This is a genomic window from Flammeovirga sp. SubArs3 (assembly GCF_947387565.1).
Taxonomy (GTDB): domain Bacteria; phylum Bacteroidota; class Bacteroidia; order Cytophagales; family Flammeovirgaceae; genus Flammeovirga; species Flammeovirga agarivorans.
Window position 1 is genome coordinate 144,871 of the sequence record NZ_CANDOA010000011.1, and the last position, 22,953, is coordinate 167,823.

The following is a 22,953-nucleotide window of genomic DNA, read 5'->3' on the forward strand; positions in this document are numbered from 1 at the left end:
ATGAAAAAGAGATTATTACTAATTTTGATAAGCATGATAGGATTTAGCTCTTGTGAATCTTATCTCGATGGTGTTGAAGAATCGATAGTGACAGACGAAGATATTTTCTCTAACTATAACGACTTTAGAGCCCATTTAGATTATGGTTATAAAGGACTTTTCAACTATCATTTATATAAACAAAATACAGCGGTAAGTACTGTTTCTGATCAGTTTCAATGTCCAAGTAATACTGCTTGGCAAGACTATGCTCAGTACGTAAATACTGGAAACTACGATAACTCTGCTGGAGCTTTTGAAGTCGGTTGGGAAAAAGGAAATGGCTACGGAGAAGCATCCACTTTTTACAATGCCATGACTGCTCTGAGAGTTGTAAATAATGTTATTGAGCAAGCTGAAATATCTACAGCGATTACTGAATCACAAAAAAAGGACCTCTCCGGACAAGCTTATTTCTTAAGAGCGTTCTTCCACTTTGAATTGATTAAAAGGTATGGTGGTATTCACTATATCGATAGGGTGTATGAAGTAGATGAAGATCTTGATTTCGAAAGACTCACATACGAAGAAACTACACAAAGAATAATTCAGGATTGTGATATAGCAATTGGACTTTTATCAAAGAGCAGATCTGGACCAAATTATGGGAGAGCAACAGCTACAATGGCTCAGTTTCTAAAAGGGATGGCATTATTATATGATGCTAGCCCTACCATGAATATTGCCAATGGTTACGGTGAAGAATATAATGAAGAAAAATGTAGAGTTGCAGCCATGGAGATTGCAAACACACTACAAATGGCTGATGAAGCAGGGTTATCATTGGTGAACGGAACCACTTTTGAAAAGTATAGAGAGATTTTTTATAGTAGAAATAATGTAGCTTCTAGAGAATGTATTTTTCCATTAATTCAGAAAAACTTCATCACATACGGAAGCACACTAAAGCAATTATATATCCCAAGATCTTTTGGCTTAAGTAACAATAGGTATACGCTAGCGACTCACAATTTAGTGAGATCATTCGAGACTGCTAATGGATTGGCGATCGAAGATGATCCAGAATATGATCCTCAAAATCCATATGAAAATAGAGATCCTCGACTAAGCTATTCTGTATTATACCATGGTCACTCACATGGTATAGATGGTAAAGGAGAGCTTAGAGTATTAGACTTTTCTTATGATAGTGAAGGAAACTCAGACTTAAATGGCATTGATATTAGGGGTGCTGGACCCGATATCGTCACAGGATATTATATGCGAAAATTCTGGCCAGAAACTGCTAACCCTTGGCAACAGGATGGTAACTATTATATGAATTGGAATTACATGCGACTAACACAGGTGTACTTGGATTATGCCGAAGCAGTCAATGAAGCGTATGGCCCTTATGGTACAGCTGACGGTTACTCCTTAACAGCAGTAGATGCTATTAATATTGTAAGAGAAAGGGTGGGTATGCCAGCGGTTAATCCAATGTATCTTACAGATAAAGCCACTTTCAGAAAAAGAATCTGGAATGAGAGGAATGTTGAGTTAAATGGAGAGTTCCAACGTTGGTTCGACATGAGAAGATGGCACATTGCCCACCTAAGAGAAAATAAAGAGATAAAAGGAATGCACATTGTTAGGGATAATACTACTGGAAAAGAAACATTCTCAGTGGTTGATGTTACCGGGACAACAAGAGTTTTTGAAGAGAAACACTATTGGTACCCTTTCTCTAGAGATGTGATTTTTATGACTGAAAAATTTAAACAAAACCCTGGTTGGTAAAAATATTGAATGATGAGAAAAGCAATTCAAAAATACCCGCTTTATAGCTTCATAATTGGGGTGCTGATAACATTGGTTACGCCTTTGACAGGTGCTGCTCAAAGTAAATCATATGTTGAAGTAAAATGTAGAGTATTAGATGAACGACACTTCCCGATTCGAGGAGCTATATTAACGGTAACTTTATTAGACGGAACAGAAGATGTTTTCTATTCAGATAGTGATGGCCAAGTAGTAGTAAGTGGCTTAGAAGGTGATGAAGTATCCATCGAAGCAGAAGGGATGAAATCGCTAAAATATATCCTGAAAACTACTGAAAAGAAAAAGGGTTTCTTTATGAAGCCATTAAAATTACCATTCGAAAAAGTAGTTTTAGAAGGAGGATATCAAATCCAAAAAAGAGAAGATGCAACCACTTTTTCGACAAAAATTGATGACCAATATTTAAGTCATACTTATGGTATCAATGTTGGAACTTCCTTAACGGGAACAGACCCAAGTGTATTGGTTGAGCAATTAACAAGTAATCCTGGTTGGGATGTTTCCAATATTACCATCAGAGGTCTAAGTACAACAGGTGATAATGCACCGGCAGTATTTATCGATGGTTTTGAAAGAAGTATTTATCAACTGAATATTGAAGAGGTAGAATCTATTGAATACTTAAAAGATATTAGAGCTAAGATCTTAGTAGGACCTGCTGCTGTGAATGGCGTCATTTGGATTACGACAAAACAAGGGCAGGCTGTGAAGAGAAAAATCGATGTTGGTTACGAAAGTGGGATTCAAACACCTACAACATCACACCATTATTTAGATAGCTACAACTCTGCTTTATTGTACAATGAAGCAAGAGCTAATGATGGACTTTCTCCCTTTTATTCTGAAGATGCGTTACAGAAGTTCAAAGATGGTTCAGACCCTTTTAGATATCCAAACAATGACTTTTCAGCATTACTACTAAAAGATCAGACACAATATCAAAAGGCCTATGTTACATTAACTGGAGCGACAAGAAATAGTAAGTATTCTGTCAACCTTGGATACCAAAATCAAGAAGGAATGGTTGCAGAAGGTCCAAAAAATGGTTTAGATAGGTTTAATATCAGAGCCAATCTAAAAGCAAGAATGAATCAAGTGATTACATTGAATGCGAACATTTCAGCAAGAACCGAAATTATCAATACCAGTACATTAACAGGAAGAGACTTCTTTGATATGATGTCTACACATAGACCTATGGATTACCCAATCTATGTCGAAGAAAATATGATCAAGGAAGGAGAAGCGGCAGGTTTTGGGGTTTCAAGGCTGTCCAATAAAAACCTTTATGCTGAAGTGACAGAAAGAGGGTATCAAAGGGAGCAACGTATTATTGGACAAACCAATATGGGATTAGATTTTAATTTAAAGCAGATTACTGAAGGACTATCAGCTGATGTAAATGTTGCGTTGGATACTTATAATAGCGTTACATATGGTCAAAATGCAAGTTATAATGCGTACTTACCGGTTTATAAAGGAGATACTTTAAACCAGTTTATTCAAAAAGGAAGAAAAACAGAACTTAGTAAACAAAGCAAGACCTCTGACGATGTTTTTAGAGGATATGCCATGTACAGTAGAATTAAATATGATAAATCTTGGAACGATCTACATAATATCTACCTACAAGGAATGTACAGTTTTGTTAGAGAGGAATACAAATCTTCGGTGCAGGAACCTCAAAATATGACAGCTTCCTTTTTGGCATCGTACAGGTTTAAAGACAAGTACATTATTGAGGGAGTGGTAAGTCATTATGGTACAAACAGATTGGATAAGAACTCGGGTCATTTAAACTATGTAGCAAGTTTGGGATGGGTATTATCGGAAGAAAACTTTATGTACAATAGCATTTTTGATTATCTAAAGGTAAAAGCTAACTATGGTTTAATGGCTACTGATAGGAATTTTATGAATCATAGGTTACATCAAAATGTTTGGAGTCAATCGGGCAATGTATACTTTGGAAGTAACAACAATACGACACTAAAGCCTACTGAACTAGAGCATACAGGAACAGAACTTTTAGACTGGGAAAAGCAAAAGGAATTAAATGTTGGTATCGAAGGAAGAATTTTTAGAAGATTAAGCTTCTTTGGTAATTATTTTTATAACTACCGCTACGATATCCCTGAACAAGTGGATAATAAAATGATCAATGGTATGCCTTATGCTCAGTATGAAAATTATGGTGAGGTGAAAAATCAAGGAGTAGAAGTAGCATTAAATTACCAAAATAAAATCAAGCATTTTAGATACGCTATTGGTGTTGGGGGAATGTATTCTCAAGCCATTCTTATGGATGGTAATGTGATTCGTTATGAAGAAGACGGAATGAATAAAATAGGTAAACCTGTAAATGGGATTTATGGCCTACAGGCAGACGGTTTGTTTCAGTCTTATGAAGAAATACAGAGTCACCCTCAACAAATGTATGGAACAGTTCGCCCAGGAGATATCAAATACATAGACCAAAATGGCGACGGCGTAATCAACGAACAAGATAAGGTATTGATTGGGGATAGTTTTCCCGATTTTGTATTGAACAGTTCCATTAAACTGAATTATAAAAACTTTGAGTTATTTGCTCAATTTTCAGGGGTGATAGGAAGAGAAGTAGTATTGAATAATGCTTACTACTGGAATTATGGCGAAGGAAAATATTCTGACGTTGCCTTAGATCGATGGTCAGAATCTAACCCTAATGGTACATACCCAAGATTGACCACCAAAGAATACCAAAATAACTTTCAGAACAATAGTTATTGGATAGAAAATGGTAACTACCTCCGCTTAGACAACTTGCAACTGACTTATCGATTGCCAACTAAGAAATGGACAAACAATGTGGTCAGTGGGATGAAAGTATATGCAAGAGGAAACAACCTTTTCACTTGGTCAAAACTAGAAAATGTAGACCCATCTAATCTGAATTCGGGTTATACCAATTTACCACTTCTAACATCCTATGTTGTAGGAGTTCATGTAACACTATAAACAGAACTTAGTATGATGAAAAAGAATATATATTGGATAATTGTTAGCCTCATGCTGGGTTCATGCAGTAACTATTTGGAAACAAACTTTGATGGTTCTGTTTCTGATGAAAACGTTTGGACCAACCCGGTATACGCTGAAGGTGTGTTGTTAAATGCCTATGAAGCAATTCCAGATAACTACAGTGTAGAAAATGGAACCTTTATGGATTGTGCAACGGATAATGCTGTCACTAACGACTATGGTAGTCTGATTTATCAGAATGCCAATGGAGGTTGGAGAAGTGACAACAATAACCTGGGACAATGGGAAAATTGGTACATGCAAGTCGAATACATCAATCTTTGGTTAAAATATGGTGACCAAGCCAATTATTACCTATCTGATGGTCATTTAAATGAGCAAATCAAAAAGAGGTTGACAGGTGAGGCTCATTTCCTAAGAGCATGGTATTATTTTAAATTACTACAGTCGTATGCAGGTATAGTTGATGGAGAAATGATGGGAGTTCCCTTATACCGTTTTCCTTTAGAAGGGAATATTGATAAGGCCAATAAAATCAAAAGATCTACCTATGAAGAAGTCTTGGAATTTATCCTAGAGGACTGTAATATTGCCATCGAAAAACTTCCTGAAGATTATGATGGTAATGATCATGTCGTTGGTGATACTCATGTGGGTAGAGCAAACGCAATTGCAGCAATGGCATTAAAATCAAGAGTGTTATTGTATGCAGCAAGCCCTGCCTTTTCAAAATCAGATTGGAGTGAAGTGGCTAGGGTTTCTTTAGAGCTATTAAGTAAAACAAGAACATCACTACCAAAAATAAATTGGAGTAACTTGGATTCTTATTACAACTCACAAAATCATAATGAAATCATTATGAGAAAGTTTGATCGTAATAATAACTTCTTTAAACAAAACTATCCTCCATCTTTAAATGGAGAAGGTCGAACATCTCCATCACAAAACCTTGTCAATATATTTTTTGGAAGTGATGGTTACCCGATCGATCATCCATTAAGTAATTATGACCCAGACAACCCATACAAGAACAGGTCGAACCGTTTCAATGGAACAATCGCATACAATGGATCAAATTTCAGAGGTACTATCGAAACTTATATTGGTGCTTTTGACGCAGAAGGTGAACATATATTTACGACTAGAACAGGGTATTATTTAAGGAAATGGATGACTTCCAGAGCTGGAACAGATGAAGTGGATTCTAGTATTGGTTTACATTATTATGGACTTTTCAGGTATGGAGAAGTTTTTCTAAACCTTGCTGAGAGTATAAATGAATGGGTTGGCCCCGATGTCAAAGTATCTTTTGGAGGACTATCGATGAGTGCAAAAGAAGCAATCATTGAAGTAAGAAGAAGGGCAGGAATTAAAAGCACAGAGTACGTCGATGAGGTAGCTGCAATGGGACAAAGTGAATTTAGAAAATTGATTCATAGAGAAAGAAGAATAGAACTTTGTTTTGAAGGACATAGATTCTGGGATATTCGAAGATGGAACGATCCTCTGAGTACAACCATATCAGGAGTAAGAATTACAAAAATGGGTGAGGATGAATTCCAATATGATTACCCAATGGTTGAACAAAGAAACTATTCAGAACATATGAGATTTGGTCCTATTCCCTTAAAACAGGTGACTTTAGGCTTAAGACAAAATGATGGTTGGTAAATAATATAACAGAAATGAAAAAATATATTTTAATCGTATTAGTACTTCTTACAGTGACGAGCTGTAAGTATGAAGAATACATAAATGACTATGATTACACAACAGTGTATTTCTCTTTCCAAACGCCTATTCGTACATTAATCGTTGATGAATATGAGGCCATCAAGCTAGGGGTTGCCATGGGTGGCAAGAGAGAAAATAAAGTAGATGAATGGGCACATTTTGAAATAACACCTGAGTTATTGGCAGGGACACCCTATAAAATTTTACCAAGTGAAGTATATACTCTTGAGAATGACCATGAGATTATTATACCTAAAGGTGAAATGCAAGGAGATATCACAGTTTCTTTTAATATGGAACAACTGACCGCTTTGGATGAACCAGTTACAGAATATGCATTGCCAGTAACAATTACATCTACTTCTTTAGACAAAATTCATGAAACAAAGAATAGTACTATTATAGCCATCAAGTATATCGCAAATCTTGATGGAACTTGGTACCATAAAGGAATAACAAAAGGTTTAAACCTAAATTCCGATTCCACTTGGGTAAGAACATATACTCATTCCACATTGGAGAAAAACCATACTTGGGTATTGAATTCCCTTACATCAACAAAAGTAGAAAGTAATGGTATTGGCTATTTGGAAGGAAGCTTACAGATTGACTTAAATGATGACCATTCACTTTTTGTTACAGCAACCGACGAAGAGAACTTTATATCTAAAAGTGCCTCATTGTCCAATGACAAGAAGGAAATTTATTTATCGTATTCTTTTCAAAGAGACACTTTGGTCTATGAATCGACAGACACTTTAATCTTTGCGGATAGAAATATAGTGTTCGAAACTTGGTAGAAATACTTATACTCTTTTAATATAATAGGAGCTGTTTCAATTCTTTTTTGGAGCAGCTTTTTTTATGCCACAATGAATCCCAAATAGTAGATATATCCCCCTATAATTTTAATATTTCTCTCATTTTTTCTTTGATCTAAAACCTAATTTTACCGTATGAATGATATTAAATAACTGATTTAGAGATGAAATTACAACTATTAACTTTACTATTACTGAATACTTATTTACTTCTTGGACAGACGAAAAAAATAGTCATTGCTGAATGTAATCCATTTAATAATTATAGTCAGAATAGTGCTTATCTAAAAAGCATGAACTGTCTATCTAATGACTATAAAGTCAATCAGTTAAATGCAGGTAAACTAAGGACTTTTGTACCACTAATTTCTCAAGTATCTTATCCATTAAATTTACAAGATGCGGTATTGTTCGAGATGGAATCTGCAAGTAAAATGGGGATTAATGCATTTCGATTTCCCTACTATATCATGGCTAATCCTAGTTATGATGAAGCCTTTTTAGAAGTACTCAACCAATACTTTACTACAGCACAGGAAAAAGGTCTTGATTTTCAGTTTTCAATCGAAGTGATTCTGAGGAATAATAACAAACAGATCAGTCATCAATTTTATCAAAAGATGTTGACGGACCGATTGGGGAAAATCTTTGAAGGCAGACAAAACTCAACTTCATGGTTAAGGGATAAGGAAGGTAATATTATGCTTTTTGTCAGAAATCCAGAATATATAGAAGAGTATTTCTACACTAAAAAACATCAACAGAATGCTAAAGAAATAAAAGGTTTATTGGAAGATATTTCTTTGGAATATAATAAAGTACTTTCTAAAGTGAATGCTTCTTGTAGTATTGTGTATTACAATAATTATATCAAAGATTTAAACTATGCGAAGAAAGTATCGAATTACTTTTCACTGATGTATTACCCTCCTTTAAAACAGTTCAGAGAAAAAGAGATGGATAATATTTCAGTTTTCTGTGAACGCAAGATGATTCCTTTTATTCAACCAGTGTACAACCAAGTTCACAATAATAGATTAAAATGGAAATCGAATAATAAATATGTTGGCAAAGCATACAAAGAAGAGCTTGATCCAAATGATGTTTATCTCAATCCAAACCCTAAAGACTTTAGTAAGAATTTTGTGAAAACATTAGATCAAGCAATCAGAAGAGATGCAGACTTTATCGACTTAACATCATGGAATAATTATGATGAAGGATCACACATAGCTCCAGAAATGCATCTACAGTTTTCTTTGAGCGAAATTCTAAAATTCAAACTTTCTGATTGGAGAAACGAACTCTCAAAAGTAACAGAACAATGCCATATCAATCAATACTCTACTACGTCAACATATAATTTAGGAACAGAAGATGAGGTCGCAGATAAGATTGCTTTTGAGTTGGTGACATTGCTTAATTCACCGGCTGATTTATATATCAATGGTCAATTTTATCAAGTATTGCAATCAGGGTTAACTGTAATTGATTATCCATCAGATATAGCAAAAGCAAAAAAATACTCTGTTAGAAGAGGTGCGACTAAAGTTTTCGAACAAAAACTAGTACAAATTCCCAAAAGAAAGTTTTCAGATACGATCTATTTTTCATCTTCGACAGCCGATGAAAAATTATGGAAGGAATATACCCAGTCAATTATCAATAATTATATTCAAAACCAAAAAAGTAGATTCTTATTAAGCAGTGAGGAAACGGCGATGTGGTACGATGCTTTATTTACATACACAGTCCAAAAACGTAAGAATCTATTACAACATGATATCAATTCAAGTACCTATAAGAGTAATAGAGAAAAGTATGAGAAAGAATACTATAATGCGATAAGAGGACCTCTGACAAAGTTTAATTATGATGTATTCTTAGAAATGGAAAATGATCAAAAACGAGGGAAAGGTATTGTTACTGAGGATGAAAAAGAACTATTATTTCTCGATTATAACCTCTTACCAGAGTCACATCAAGGAGAATTAAAGTAGCAAGAGAAAGTTGGTTTCAATAGAAATATTACTAGATTTGTTAGGTAATTAAAACCGTAAAAACTAACTTCTAATTAAGTAATGCAACTATTGAAAAAGACTTTCTTTCCCAATATATGGGAAACTCTATTGTTCACTATTACCCTTTTAGGTGAAGTATATCTGAGTAAACAATTGGGTGATTTTCTTAAATCAAGTGATGTTCCTGAATTTTTAATTTTGACGATGAAGAATATCCTTCTTCTCTCTTTGATCACTTATCTTGTTTATCGATATCAGCAGTATAGAAATAGCAATACAAAGCTTGAGTTAAGTAAAGTTAATGCAATGATCGTACTTTTTTCTATATGTGCACACTTCTGTATAATAATAGCTATTGGTCCACTTACATTGATTCCTTGGTTTAATGAAGCGATACCCGCAGTACCTTTAGAAACCAATGTTCCACTAAAAGCAGCAATTGTAGTATTCATTGCCCCTTTTTTGGAGGAAGTCATATTTCGAGGAATTATTCAAAGAGGCCTATTAAAAAATTATTCTCCATGGATAGCTATTTCAGTTTCAGGGTTAGCTTTTGGTCTTTGTCATATTATTAATGGTTCAGTTGTTCAATTTATATTTACGGCTGTTTATGGGCTTTTTTGGGGTTGGATCTATTATAAAACAAGGAATCTTGCTTATACAATAATCCTCCATATATTTCAGAATGGAATAACGTTTATACAATTATTAAATCTAAATGGAGCTCCACAGACCAATGAATTTGATTTTGAAGACCCTATTATGATGGTAAGAACGATCTCAACCGTCGTCATTTTCTCTTTAAGTGCATTATTTTTTAATAAACTTATTATTTTGAAATTAAATGGTCAAAATGAAGCCGTAGAAGAAAACAAAAATAAAATAAGCATTACAGAATAATATGTTAAAGGATGATTCTTTTTTAGGTGATGAATATAACCCCTTTAATTTCTTCGATCGATTTGGAGAAGAAGTGGGAGGAGAGAGAATAAATGATGAATTCCATCTGAAAAATGAAGAGATAGGAGAAATCCATTCTATTCTATATAAGTACATGGATGCCTTGTTTATTGGCGTAACGGACATAAACCTTAATAAAGACCTTACATTTAAAAATAAACCACTGCATGATCATAAATATGTCAGTATCAGAATTGGTCAAGCAGGTAATTTTGACAACAAAACGGCTTTACTAAGAGATAGTATTTATATCTATAATAATCTCCAGGAATTCGAAATAAGTTACCCTGCACATACCAATATGAGATGGTTATTTATCCGTTTTCCTTTGGCTTTTTATGACCTCTTTTCGGAAGATTCTCAATCCAAATTATATAAGTTGATCTCTAATGATGAACCTTGGTTTTACTACAGCCCTATTCTTCCACAGATTGAAACTTTATTAAAAGACATCTATTTATGTTTAGAAGATAAGAGTATCCGTAGAGCTATTTTCCTATCGAAGTCCATAGAACTGATTACTCAATTAAGATTACATGGGGATAAAAATCAGTTTAAAAACATCGTCTACAATATACATTCTGATGATCTGAAGTTAATGATTGAGGTAAAGGATGAAATTCTTAAGGATTACAGTCATCAACCTAATTTGGATCAGTTATGTAAGAAGTTTGGTATTAGCGAATCGAAATTACAGCGGACATTCAAAAAAGTTTTCCAGAAACCAATCCTTCAGTTTTTTAACACACAAAGAATCACAGAAGGGAGAAAGATGGTGAAACAAAACACCAAAGACCTTACACAAATTGCACTAGAGTTAGGTTTTTCAGACCTTTCTCATTTCAGTAAAGTGTATAAAAAGCAATTTGGAGTTCGACCATCGGAAGATAAACTAATGAGTTAACAAGTAACTATTTTAAGTGACGATTAGTTTTTATACATTTAAAGTTCCAAAATGAACGCTGAGAATGGACTTTCGAAACTACGCTTTAACTTATATATTTACCTTTTTTACACTACTTACTTTTGCTCAGGAAATGCCCATCCCTGATCGAGGTATCAAACTGAAATCGACTTCACAATCCGTTGATATCGATAGTAAAAAATATGCCTTGGTAATCGGAACAGACGAGTATAAAGGAAAACCAGTTTGGGGAGATTTAAAAAATGCCGAATATGATGCCGAAAGTATCAAAGAGATTCTAAATGTAAAGTATGGTTTTACGACCCAGTTATTATTATCTCCAACTAAGAATGACGTTTTCAAAGCATTAATCTCTTACCATAAAAAGCTAAAAAGTAATGATAGGTTTCTTCTGTTTATTGCTGGCCATGGAGATTATGATAAAACAATTTATGATGATGGATTTTTGGTGTTTCAAGATTCAAAAATTCCTTCTGAGGACTTAACTAGAAGTACTTATCTTGGGTATCAACAACTGAATAATATCTTAAATGCTTTACCATCAAAACATGTCGGTATAATATTGGATGTTTGTTTTGGAGGGACTTTTAATAGTAAGGTGGGGTCTTATCGGTCTGGTAATACTCAAGTATATCAAGGGAAAAGCAGTCAAGATTTTGCCCGACAAAAACTAGCTAAAAAATCTAGACTATTCTTGACTTCAGGGGCATTAGAACCCGTTCCTGATGGATACGCTGAAAAGCATTCACCGTTCTGTTATCTGTTACTAGATGCTTTGGAACATGGAGATAATAAAGGGCACCCTATTACTTTATCTTGGCTACATCAGCAGGCACAACTAAATATCACAGAATCACTTTATGGATATTTCGGCGATAACCAACCCGGAAGTGAATTTATCATAGGCGGTATTAAAAGTGAAGACAATTCATCACTAGTAAATAAAATTCTGGAAGAGAAAAATCTTAAACAAGAAGCAGAAAAGAAAGAGAGAGAATCAAGAAGTTTGGTACTTGTTCAGAAAGCCAGAGAAGCTTATTTCCATAAAAATTATTGTAAGGTCGTTCAATACCTAGATGACGCATACCAATTAGATTCAAGTAATACTGTTGTACAGGATATTTATTACAAAATGATGCTCGAAAATGATTCCCTTTATTTTGAGCAAGTATTAAGTAAGCTACCCTTAAAAAAGGAACGGTTAGTCAGTGAGTCGTCTACTGTAATTAGTGATTTACCAATCAGATTATTTGACGTCGATTATGATAATCAAAAAATTGTATTAATCAGTAATCAACAAATTCAGATTATTGATTTTGATGGAAATCTACTTATATCAAGGACTGATATACAGACGGAAAAAATACTCCAGGTTACGTTTCAAAACAACCAAATTTATATTCATAAAGGCAATAGTTTTATTGTTTTGGATGGAAATTTAAATGAGAAATATTCAATACCGTTGAAGCAGAAATCAAGTATAAATTTACCTTCTCATTTGAATTTTAAAGTAGCAAAAGATAATGAATATGTCCTGATTCCCTCTTCTTTAAATCACTATACACTCTATAAAGGAAAGAAGTTAGTTACCGAAATTCAGATAGGTGATATAACGGCTCTTCGTTCCATTGATTTTACTAATAAGAATCATATCACTTTCGAATACTATAAAGATGACCTGAGTACTTACCCAACAGACCCACCCATTTATTTCAAAAGCTATAATTTAAAGGGACAACAAATAAACAACGATTACAGTACACTTCAAAACTATCGTTTGTCTCACCAAACTATTTATAACAATTTTGGTCAAGAATTATTTGAAGTGAAAAATAGTGATAAGAAGGCTCATATAATTATCAATTCAGATACGTTGTGTGATATATTTTATACCAACTCATCTAACGAACTTGTAAGAGAACACCTAAAAAACGATACGACAGGAGTAGAAAAGGTAGAAAGCAATTCTAAAGGGATAATTATTACTACCGAAAATAAATACCCAAAAGACTATATAGTACTAGAGGATAGTATTGTTGTTATTGCTCATGAGAATGATATAACACTCACAAACCTATATTCAAATAAAATAATAAAGCGTTTTCGTTGCACAGACTATGTGAAAATGTTGGCTGGTAAAGATGAGAAGTCGTTCTTCCTATTAACCAAAGGATTTCTACAGCAGATTTCTAGTCAAGGAGAGGTACTTCATCAAATCAAAACTCCCCTAAATGAGTCCCTTTATTTATTTGCAAGCCCTAATGACAAGCACCTGATAATTGCTTACGAAAATTACTATTTCTCAGTAATAAATAATGATTTTATCTATGATGCATATTTGTTCCAATCAGACCCCATTTTAAATGGTTCTCAAATTATAAGAGAAGTGAAATTTCTGACTGAAGATACTTATCTTATTTATGGTGATATAGGTATAGAGTCTTCTGAAATGCTCACTCGAACTCCGAGAATTTTTAATCATAAAGGTCACATAGTTAAAACATTAAAAGGGGAGGTGTTTATACCCACAGAGTATGTTAATGCCATCGAAAGTATTAAATCAAACCACTGTATAATTGCCGCTTTTGATAGTGAAAAACAGTCACCTTTACTTTATGAAATCAATAAAGAGGGAGATATTACCCACCAGTTTGCTTTACCTGAGTATACTGATCAGATGGAACATTATATCTATAAGTTAGATGAAACTAGTTTTGTTTACAGTGATCAGAATACAACAAAAATTTATCAATGGAGTGGTGAACATTGGATAGATATCACAAACATTCAACTCATCAATTCTGATTCTTTATTGACAACCAAAAACATAGAAACCTCTTTTCAGTTAGATGCTTGGAACAGTAATTCTCATTTTATCTATCTGTTGAATAAAGATGGTCAATCAAAAGGGCCCTATATCAAGAAAAACTTTTTTAAAGATAGTCAGACTATTCAGTTTTTATCATTAGAAGGTACACCATCAACAGCTTTCCTCAATACAATCAGTGATTCGATTTTTTATGGAAGTAATAAAGACGAATTTGCTATGAATGTTGTTCAACGGGATAGTATTGAAGAAAAGTTTTCTAGAGTTTCAGAAGTACCCATTCAAAAGTCTAATGTTATACAAAACAACTTAGAGTATATTCCAATTCTTCTTTCAGATGAAGTAAAAGCATATAATAGAAAAAAGACTAATGTTTATACTCCCATTGAACATTATATTCATATCAACGATAGCCTAATTATTCTATTCAATTCTACTAAACCTCAGCTACAAAAGAGTACAGTTGAGATCCATAACATCAATACAGATCAGAAAATATATACATTTAAGGATCAATACCATCCAGATGAATTCAAATTCAATTATGATGTAGCCAATAATATTTTGTTCCTTACAAGTTGGAGAAGTGGTAAGAAATCTATCTTTATCAACCTGACTAATTTCAATACATTGGAAGTTAATTATTCTGCGAGTAATATTATTTTTGATCATGAATTGATTGCTCATAAAACTGACCAAGATTTTATACAGGTGAATACTATCAACTCATTAGAAGAAGTAGCCTTGATTCAACCCGAGAAAGAAGTCTATTATTACAGTAAGGGAAGAACAAAACAGTATTCTCCTTCATTACAAGATCTAATATATGATGGAAGTAGATATTTACTAAAAACCAATCATTACCTCTATGAATTAGATATTGAAAATCAGAAATTATTACCGATCGACCAAGAAACTAGTCTAACCAAACTCGATAAATTTAAATTGAAAGTTAGGGGAAATACGGTGGAATTAGTCAAGGAATATTACCGAAGAAATTCCCAAAACTCTTCTCTTGGCTATCAGTGGATCTTTAAAGATTCTGTCCTGAAAGAAATTACCTTACCATTAAATAATCAAGAAGATGTTTTAAAGGTAGTATATAGGAGTGATAATTTAATAGTATTACAAAATAAAAAATCATCTTTCTTTTTTGACTATTCAAAAGAGCAAAAGCTGAGTTATATCAATGAAAATGTAGCATTTACGACTTTAAACTACAATAGCCAACATGAACTGTTTACAGGGGTAGTAGATAACAATATCTATGTGATTGATAAGAATGGAGTACAACAATCTCATTTAAAATTAAATCACAATGTAGAATCTGCAGCAATTGTAGACCATCAACTAAGAATTTTCATTTACTCAGATAATACAGTAGAAGGAGAGATCAATGTTGGAGAAAATAAATCAGGGTATTATCAGGTTCCATTATTTCAGAAAGGACTTTTAAAATTGAGAGAACAGGTGTTATTCAAATAAAAAAAACTCACAGCGATAGAATACCACTGCGAGTTTAACCTTTAATAAATTGATATGTTCTACTTATTTGCTTAAAGTATTACCGTACTTATCAATAATATTCAACTGAACATAGTTCAGAATACCTGTATACTGTGACCCTTTTACTTTATAATTATCTGTTACTGCTGTACCAGAATCTTTACCTACATCTAATGTTTCATCCAGTGAATATAGGTTAGGAACAGTTTTATCAACTCTACCCATTCCTATCTCTTTACCATCTGCAAACAATTTAATTGAAGCTGGAGTATATGGTTTCTTTTCATCCATTACTATTTCCGCCTTTATACTTGTTACACCAGAAGGTACTTTTACTTTAGATTTGATGGAGAATTTATCTACACTATTGCAATACTCATAGTATACATAGCCTGACTTATCTACTCTTAATACAAATCCTGCAAATCGACCTCCTTGAGTGATTAATACACCTTGATCTCCTTTTTTGTAACCATCTAAATTCGCTTCTAAAGTATGTGATTGGAATTTTGTAAATGGAGTAGCTCCTTCAGGAATACGTAAGCCATTTGGATATCTAAACTCATTTAACCCTGCTGTTAGCGATGGTCTAAATGATGAACGGAAACGCTCAGTTCTTCTATCATCAATTGGTAAGGCATTACCTTTGGCTGCTTCTGCGAAGAACAAGTATTTCATGTACTCAAGTTTTTCTGGCATTTTTTCAGCCATGTTTTCGGATTGTGAAAAATCTTTAGAAAGGTCATATAACTCCCATTCCATATCTGTGATATTCACTTGACCTGTTGAATTCGATTCCCAAGGGATGTTACGCATTGCACCTGCCCACCATCCATCATGGTAAATACCTAAGTTGCCAAGGATTTCGAAATATTGAGTGGTATGTGTTTCAGCGGCATCTTCATCATTAAATGAATACACTAAAGATGTACCATCAATTGGTTCTTGTGGAGCACCGTCAATTTCTTTTGGCATTTCAATACCAGCTACTTCTAATAGAGTAGGAGCAATATCAGTAACATGAGCAAACTGCGTTCTTACTTCACCTCTTTCGTCAATTCCATTCGGATAAGAAATAGCCATAGCATTACGGACACCACCTAAGTGAGAAGCAATTTGTTTGGTCCATTGATAAGGTGAGTTGACTGCCCAAGCCCATGCAGCAGGCATATGATTAAAATAATCTTCAGAACCCAAACGATTACTTTTTACAGACTCTACTTTGTCTTCCCATTTTTCGGGAACACCATTAAAAAAAGCCATCTCGTTCAATAACCCTTCAATGCCACCTTCTGCAGAAGCACCGTTATCACCAGCAATGTAAACAAAGATAGTATTGTCCATCTTGCCCATATCTTCTACAGCATCGTATAACCTTTTGATTTGGGTATCGGTATGCTCAGTGAACCCAGCAAAAACTTCCATCATTCGAGCATAAACCATACGTTGTTCGTCGGTTAAAGAGTCCCAAGCAGGCAACGATTCAGGACGTGGAGTCAATTGAGTATCTGCTGGAATAATACCTTTTGCTTTCATATTGTTAAAAGCTTGCTCTCTGTAAACATCCCAACCGGCATCGAATTTACCTTTATATTTTTCAATATATTCTGCAGGTGCTTGGTGTGGAGCGTGAACTGCACCAGGTGAAAAGTAAACGAAAAATGGTTTGTCTGGAGCTACCGCATTGACCGATTGAATATAGTTGATCGCCTTATCTGCCATATCAGTGGTTAAGTGATAAGGAGAACCGTCAACATTAGTTTCAGGAGCTTCAATCCTTTTTCTATCTTCCACTAAGGCAGGGTGGAATTGGTCGGTGTCACCACCTAAGAATCCATAAAAATAATCGAAACCTAGATCATTGGGCCAACGATCAAAAGGACCAGTAAAAGAAGCCTCCCAATCGGGTACATTATGGTTTTTACCATACCAAGAGGTAGAATATCCTTTCTGTTGAAGAACTCTGGCAAAAGAACCAACTTCTTTAGGTAGTTTCATGGTATAGCCATCGTTACCGGTACCAATTTCCATAATAGCACCTGTTTCGGCTCTATGGTGATTTCTACCCGTTAATAAAGAGGCTCTTGTTGGCGAACATAAAGCAGTGGTATGAAAGCGAGAATAGGTTAAACCGTTTTCTGCAATTTCATCGAAAGCAGGTGTTTCAATCTGTCCACCCATATGTCCCATTTGGGCATAACCTACATCATCTAATAAAATAAGAACAATGTTAGGTGCTTCACCTAAGTTATTTTCTCTAAAGTTTAATTGTGTTGGTGCAGAATCTTTGGATTCATGTACTGTAAGTCCTTTTACTTCCTGAGCTGTTGAAGTAAGTGGCAAAGCAGCAGCTAATACAATTGCACTAATACTTTTTCGTAATCTTCTTGTAAACATACTTTTTGTTTTTGTTGATAGTACAAATGTAGCTTACAAGACAAGTGAATTACTGTTATATTCCAAGATTCAATTGGTATAAAACAGTCAAAATAATGAGTTGGTATTTTTTTACCTTAAAACTTATAAATGATACCGTTTTTCATAGTATAATTGAGTTGGTCGATGGGTACATAGGGTTGATTATCATACCATAATGTAAATTTATTATTAAAAGTAAGAGAAGAAGATATCTTAAAGTTGATATTCGTTTCTCCACTAATTCTGTAATTCTGAGCATCAGTAAAGCTACTCTGATGGTAAACGATAAAGTTTAAATAGACTGTTTCATTATAGTCTAGTCTGTACTTTAGATATAGATTAGAACGGAATAATTTAGGACTGGCAGTTGTTATGATCGTCTCGGTATCTGTCACTTCTTCCCATCGCCAATCTTCTATTTCATAAAAGGTACCTACACCAAAAATTAGTACCGTCTGTTCTTTTCTAAAGAATCTCCATCGGGCATTTCCTCCTAATAACAGTCTTTCATTCATACCTTTTACTTGGTCATACTGTGCTTGTGTGAAAGCTTCAAATGATAGACGCTTATGTTTTCTAAACTTTGATCTGATATGAATAAAACCATTCTGTAAAAGGTCAAAACCTTCTGAATTTAATAATGATAAATCAGCTAGAACGATAAAATCATGTTTTTGACCGACATGGGCAAAGTTTCCTTTAATACCTCCACCATAAGTCTCAATTTGTTGATTGATCAGTTCGAAGTTGACATTAATATTACCAACCCATCTAGAAGAATCACCAACATCTAAACGTGACTTCTCAACATTCAGAATCTGAGCTTTTGATGTGATATGGATAAAAAATAGGGAAACAGTAAAAAAAATGTACAGAAAGTTCTTCATTTTGAAAAGAAGTATTGTCGTAATCTTAGTTTGTGAAAGTTCCTACAAATATAAGGAATCATTATTTACAGCCGAATTTTTTGTGCAAACCATTGCATTGCCCACTGAATTTTAACCTCATACATTTGTAGCATAATTTATAGAGAGAGAATAAAATAATTTATTAACCCACTACCATTTTTTATTACTGAATATCATATCAATACTAAGATAGTATTCTTGATAAATAGATTAGATTTGATAGACTTCTCCTTTTTCTTAAAAGGGAGAAGTTTCTTTTTTATTGGAAATCATTAAGAAGGAGGATTATAGAGGAATAACGGAATTTGGTATCTTTACTTCGAATATTAAATCAGACTCTGTCAATCGATTCTATACTAAGCTAAATGAAACCTAACCAACGAATTAAATTATCGGACCTTGCGTCTATGCTCAATTTGAGCACATCAACCATATCTAGGGCTTTAAACGATCACCCTAGAATTCCTACAGAAACAAAAAAGAAGGTAAAGGCTTTGGCCAAAGACCTATCGTATCATCCGAATCCTTTTGCGAAAGGTTTGCTACAGAAACAGACAAAAACCATCGGTGTCCTTATACCCACTTTCGGAGATGTCTTTTTTTCTAAAACACTGGAAAGTATAGAGGAAGAGCTTTTCGTTAGAGGCTATAAAATGATTATTGTCCGGTCTGGTAAAACAGCTGAGCAAGAAAAAAAAGCCTGTTGGGAACTGGCAAAAAGTCATGTGGATGGAATAATTGCGGCCTTTAGTTTTGATCATGAAAACATCTCTTTTATCAATGATATTAATGATGAAGGAATTCCTATGTTGTTCTTAGATAGAGCATTAGAATCTGTAGATGCCAACTTTGTGATATCCGACGACTACATAGGTGCGTTTAATGCTGTTAAGCATCTTATAGTCTCTGGAAGAAAAAATATCATACATCTAGAAGGTCCAGAAGAAGTATCAACAGCTTTTTTCCGAAGGCAGGGGTATGAAGAAGCCCTAAGAAGTGAAGGAATACCGATTCAAGAAAATTATATCATTCAGTGTAAATCAGAAAAGGTGGTAAAAGATAAATTAATAGCATTGGAACATCATTATGATGCTGTTTTCTGCTTCAATGATTATTACGCTTTTGAATACCTTGAATTTGCACAACAGCGGAATATACCGGTTCCTACTGAAGTAGCTGTTATTGGTTTCTCCGATGCTCCCATGTGTCAGTATACCACTCCTAAACTAAGTAGTGTTGATCAATCTTCGGGGGATATGGGTAAAAGTGCGGTAGACCTATTATTAAATGAAATTTCATGTCTGAAAAACAAAAAACCTATAGAGTATCAGACAATTAAAACAAAAACATCATTAGTACTGAGAGAAAGCTGTTAAATCAGGTTCTCAAACGGTAAAAGTTGTGCAAACCATTGCATTGATCTTTCCTAGTGTTACTTCTACATTTGTACTATAAGTAAAATTGAAATGAACAAAAATAGCGGAGATTAACAAGAGGAGATTTCAGAAATATTCAACTGACAAAATCGATAAATTTTATTTTATCGTCACACTGCTTAATAACCTAAGTAGCGAACAGCATACTGCACTTTGAAAGTGAGTTCTTAATGTTGTAGTATGTCTGTTCCTATTTCAGGGATCTATTCATCTGATAAAAGTTTAATCATTTTTCTATCCAAATCATACGGATTTAAGTTGTATTAGTAAATCGGCTCTCTCTGATATCTTCTCTTAAAATAAAACATAAATGACCGTTATACTTAGTTATGACTTCTTTACTCTGAATACACAGTATAATTTTAGTTATCTGAGTTATTGATACACCTATTTAGCTGTATCCTTAATTCTAATAAAGTTATTTAGCTTAGTAGAGCCTCATATTGAGGCTTTTACTTTTAGATAACTGTATGATTTATACAAAATCACCAAAAAGGGGGATACTCTCAAATACATTATTATGATATATTTGGAGAAAAGAATAAAGTAGTTTAAAAAGATAAATATATGTGACTGTTATCATGATTCTTTACCCACTAAAAAGTACTTGTGTTCAAGTACTTTTTGTCACATATTTCTTGAAACAATCACAGCCTTCATCAATAGACAAAAGCTGTGATCATCAGATTTAAGACAGAACTCATTCCTGTTCAAACCCTTTGTAATTAACCCAATCGAAATCAGCATATTCTTTTGCGTTACCACCATTAGAAGTGGCATAAATGCCTACATATGCTCCGGTATAGCCACTATTCCAACCATAGCTGAGAAGTATATTCGTAGGTGTAGTACCTAGAAGGAGATATGTAACACCTTGGTCTAATGAATATAAGTATTGATATTCATTTCCTCTAGCATCTATTTTTAGAATTACATCTCCTTCATAACTATCAAGTGCCGTAGTTTTGATTACTTTTGGTGCCTGTTTTTTCTCAGCAACAGCTAACTGGATCATAGAAACACCGTCTTTCTTGACGATAGTAAAATTGATATAGTTATCATCTTTCTGGAAAATACTTAAACCTGCTTCAACACCTTGTTTTTTAGGTTTGAAATTCATTTTGGCAGAATATTCAAACTTTGTTTCTTTTTGGCGAATACCCATTAAAGAAGCTCTTTCTCTTAGTGCGATCTTTTGTGGATGAGCATATATACGTAAATATCCCTTTCGAGCATCTAAAGAATACGTTTTCTCTCTTGGTACTCTTCTGAAGTTCCATTCATAACCTAAAATTGCTTGATCAAAGTTGTCTTCATATGCATCATTTCTCATCTGTGGTTGATCCGCAAAAGGTAAGGCTTCTTCTTTCATTACTCTACCAGTGGCAGGAGCAACAACAGGCCATTCATATTTAGGTTCTTTCCACCAGAAAGTTTCTTTTTCCCATTGAACAGGTATCAGAAATGTCTCTCTACCCATATTTGATGCTCTTTCTTCATCTCCTCGGATACCTAAAGCCACCATATACCAACGGCCATCTTTTAATTGAATAATATCAGCATGTCCAGTAGAATTTACCCAATTGTCGTAGGAAAGATTTCTTGTTGTAAGAATAGGGTTTCTTTCGTTGGACACATATGGTCCAGTAATATGATCACTAACAGCAATCATCATGGCATGGTTGTAACTAGTACCACCTTCTGCAACCATTAGGTAATAACGGCCATCATGTTTATAAAGGTGAGGCCCTTCAACCCAAACGCCACCACAAGCACCTCTGTAGAGGTAATGTCTTTCTCCTTTTAATTTCCAATTGACAATATCCAATTGTTGAGTCCATATTTCTCCTTCTCCTTCATAGTTAGGGTTTTCTGGAGAATGAGTACCCGTAAACCAAACAGTACCATCTTCATCAAAGAAAATATCGGGATCAATTCCAGGAGCTCCCTCTATAATATGTGGCTCAGACCAAGGACCAGTAATATTGTCAGCTGTAATAATAAAATTGATCATTTCTGCTGGAGCACCTTCCTTATTTGGTAAATACACATTGGTAGTGATAATATAGAATTTACCTTCATGATAACGAATTGTTGGAGCATGTATACCACCGTTTTGCTGAACGTCTACTAGATTCATCTTACCATTACATTGGTCAATTCGATGTAGGCCATAGCCTGCAAACTCCCAATTGACAAGATCTTTACTTCTATGAATAGGTAGCCCCGGGAAGTACTCAAAAGAAGAATTGACGATATAATAATATTCACCATCTGTGGTTATAGATGGATCAGGGTAACCACCTTGTATAATAGGGTTCTTAAACGTTTGTGCAAAAGCGGATAAACTACAAACGCAAAGGAGTAGTAATAATAATCTTTTCATTGATAATAACGCGATTAATAAAGTGCTCTGTTTTCTGGCTTATTTATGACTACAAGTAAATAGATTTGCAGTTAATGTAAAAATGAGAAATGAAAAAACCGTTGCCGCAATCGATTGAAAAAAAATAGGAATCCAATAATACTACTAGATTCCTATTTTAAATATG

General features: G+C 34.1%; 12 protein-coding genes. 9 read left to right on the top strand and 3 right to left on the bottom strand.

Features of this window, described 5'->3' with window-relative positions:
- Positions 1-33 precede the first annotated feature (33 nt).
- From QL232_RS23515 to QL232_RS23550, 8 genes are all read left to right on the top strand, one after another.
- Complete coding sequence (locus QL232_RS23515; protein WP_281616013.1) at positions 34-1,779, top strand: RagB/SusD family nutrient uptake outer membrane protein; 1,746 nt, start codon at positions 34-36, stop codon at positions 1,777-1,779.
- Between the two features lie 12 nt (positions 1,780-1,791).
- Complete coding sequence (locus QL232_RS23520; RefSeq protein ID WP_281616014.1) at positions 1,792-4,821, top strand: SusC/RagA family TonB-linked outer membrane protein; 3,030 nt, start codon at positions 1,792-1,794, stop codon at positions 4,819-4,821.
- 12 nt (positions 4,822-4,833) lie between these two features.
- Positions 4,834-6,516: a RagB/SusD family nutrient uptake outer membrane protein gene (locus QL232_RS23525; RefSeq protein ID WP_281616015.1), complete on the top strand. Its 1,683-nt coding sequence runs from the start codon at positions 4,834-4,836 to the stop codon at positions 6,514-6,516.
- Positions 6,517-6,530: 14 nt separating this feature from the next.
- A complete protein-coding gene (locus QL232_RS23530; RefSeq protein WP_281616016.1) occupies positions 6,531-7,379 on the top strand; it encodes a DUF1735 domain-containing protein in 849 nt (282 codons plus the stop codon).
- Between the two features lie 185 nt (positions 7,380-7,564).
- A complete protein-coding gene (locus QL232_RS23535) occupies positions 7,565-9,400 on the top strand; it encodes a hypothetical protein (RefSeq protein WP_281616017.1) in 1,836 nt (611 codons plus the stop codon).
- 81 nt (positions 9,401-9,481) lie between these two features.
- Complete coding sequence (locus tag QL232_RS23540) at positions 9,482-10,321, top strand: type II CAAX endopeptidase family protein (RefSeq protein WP_281616018.1); 840 nt, start codon at positions 9,482-9,484, stop codon at positions 10,319-10,321.
- A gap of 1 nt (position 10,322) precedes the next feature.
- Entirely contained in the window at positions 10,323-11,285 is a 963-nt protein-coding gene (locus QL232_RS23545) for an AraC family transcriptional regulator (protein ID WP_281616019.1), read from the top strand.
- Between the two features lie 64 nt (positions 11,286-11,349).
- Positions 11,350-15,618, top strand: a complete 4,269-nt coding sequence (locus QL232_RS23550) for a caspase family protein (protein ID WP_281616020.1) — start codon at positions 11,350-11,352, stop codon at positions 15,616-15,618.
- A gap of 63 nt (positions 15,619-15,681) precedes the next feature.
- Here the strand turns inward: QL232_RS23550 and QL232_RS23555 are convergent, their stop codons facing one another.
- Both QL232_RS23555 and QL232_RS23560 read right to left on the bottom strand, forming a co-directional pair.
- Positions 15,682-18,036, bottom strand: a complete 2,355-nt coding sequence (locus QL232_RS23555) for an arylsulfatase (protein ID WP_281616021.1) — start codon at positions 18,034-18,036, stop codon at positions 15,682-15,684.
- A gap of 116 nt (positions 18,037-18,152) precedes the next feature.
- A complete protein-coding gene (locus QL232_RS23560) occupies positions 18,153-18,944 on the bottom strand; it encodes a DUF481 domain-containing protein (protein ID WP_281616022.1) in 792 nt (263 codons plus the stop codon).
- Between the two features lie 386 nt (positions 18,945-19,330).
- On the opposite strand from QL232_RS23560, the gene QL232_RS23565 reads away from it, so the two are divergent.
- Positions 19,331-20,341 carry a LacI family DNA-binding transcriptional regulator gene (locus tag QL232_RS23565; RefSeq protein ID WP_281616023.1) on the top strand — a complete coding sequence of 337 codons (1,011 nt, stop codon included), beginning with the start codon at positions 19,331-19,333 and terminating at the stop codon, positions 20,339-20,341.
- 760 nt (positions 20,342-21,101) lie between these two features.
- Here QL232_RS23565 and QL232_RS23570 read toward each other — a convergent pair.
- The gene (locus tag QL232_RS23570) at positions 21,102-22,787 is read right to left on the bottom strand and encodes a glycoside hydrolase family 43 protein (RefSeq protein ID WP_281616024.1); all 1,686 of its coding nucleotides are present in this window, start codon (positions 22,785-22,787) and stop codon (positions 21,102-21,104) included.
- Positions 22,788-22,953: the final 166 nt, after the last annotated feature.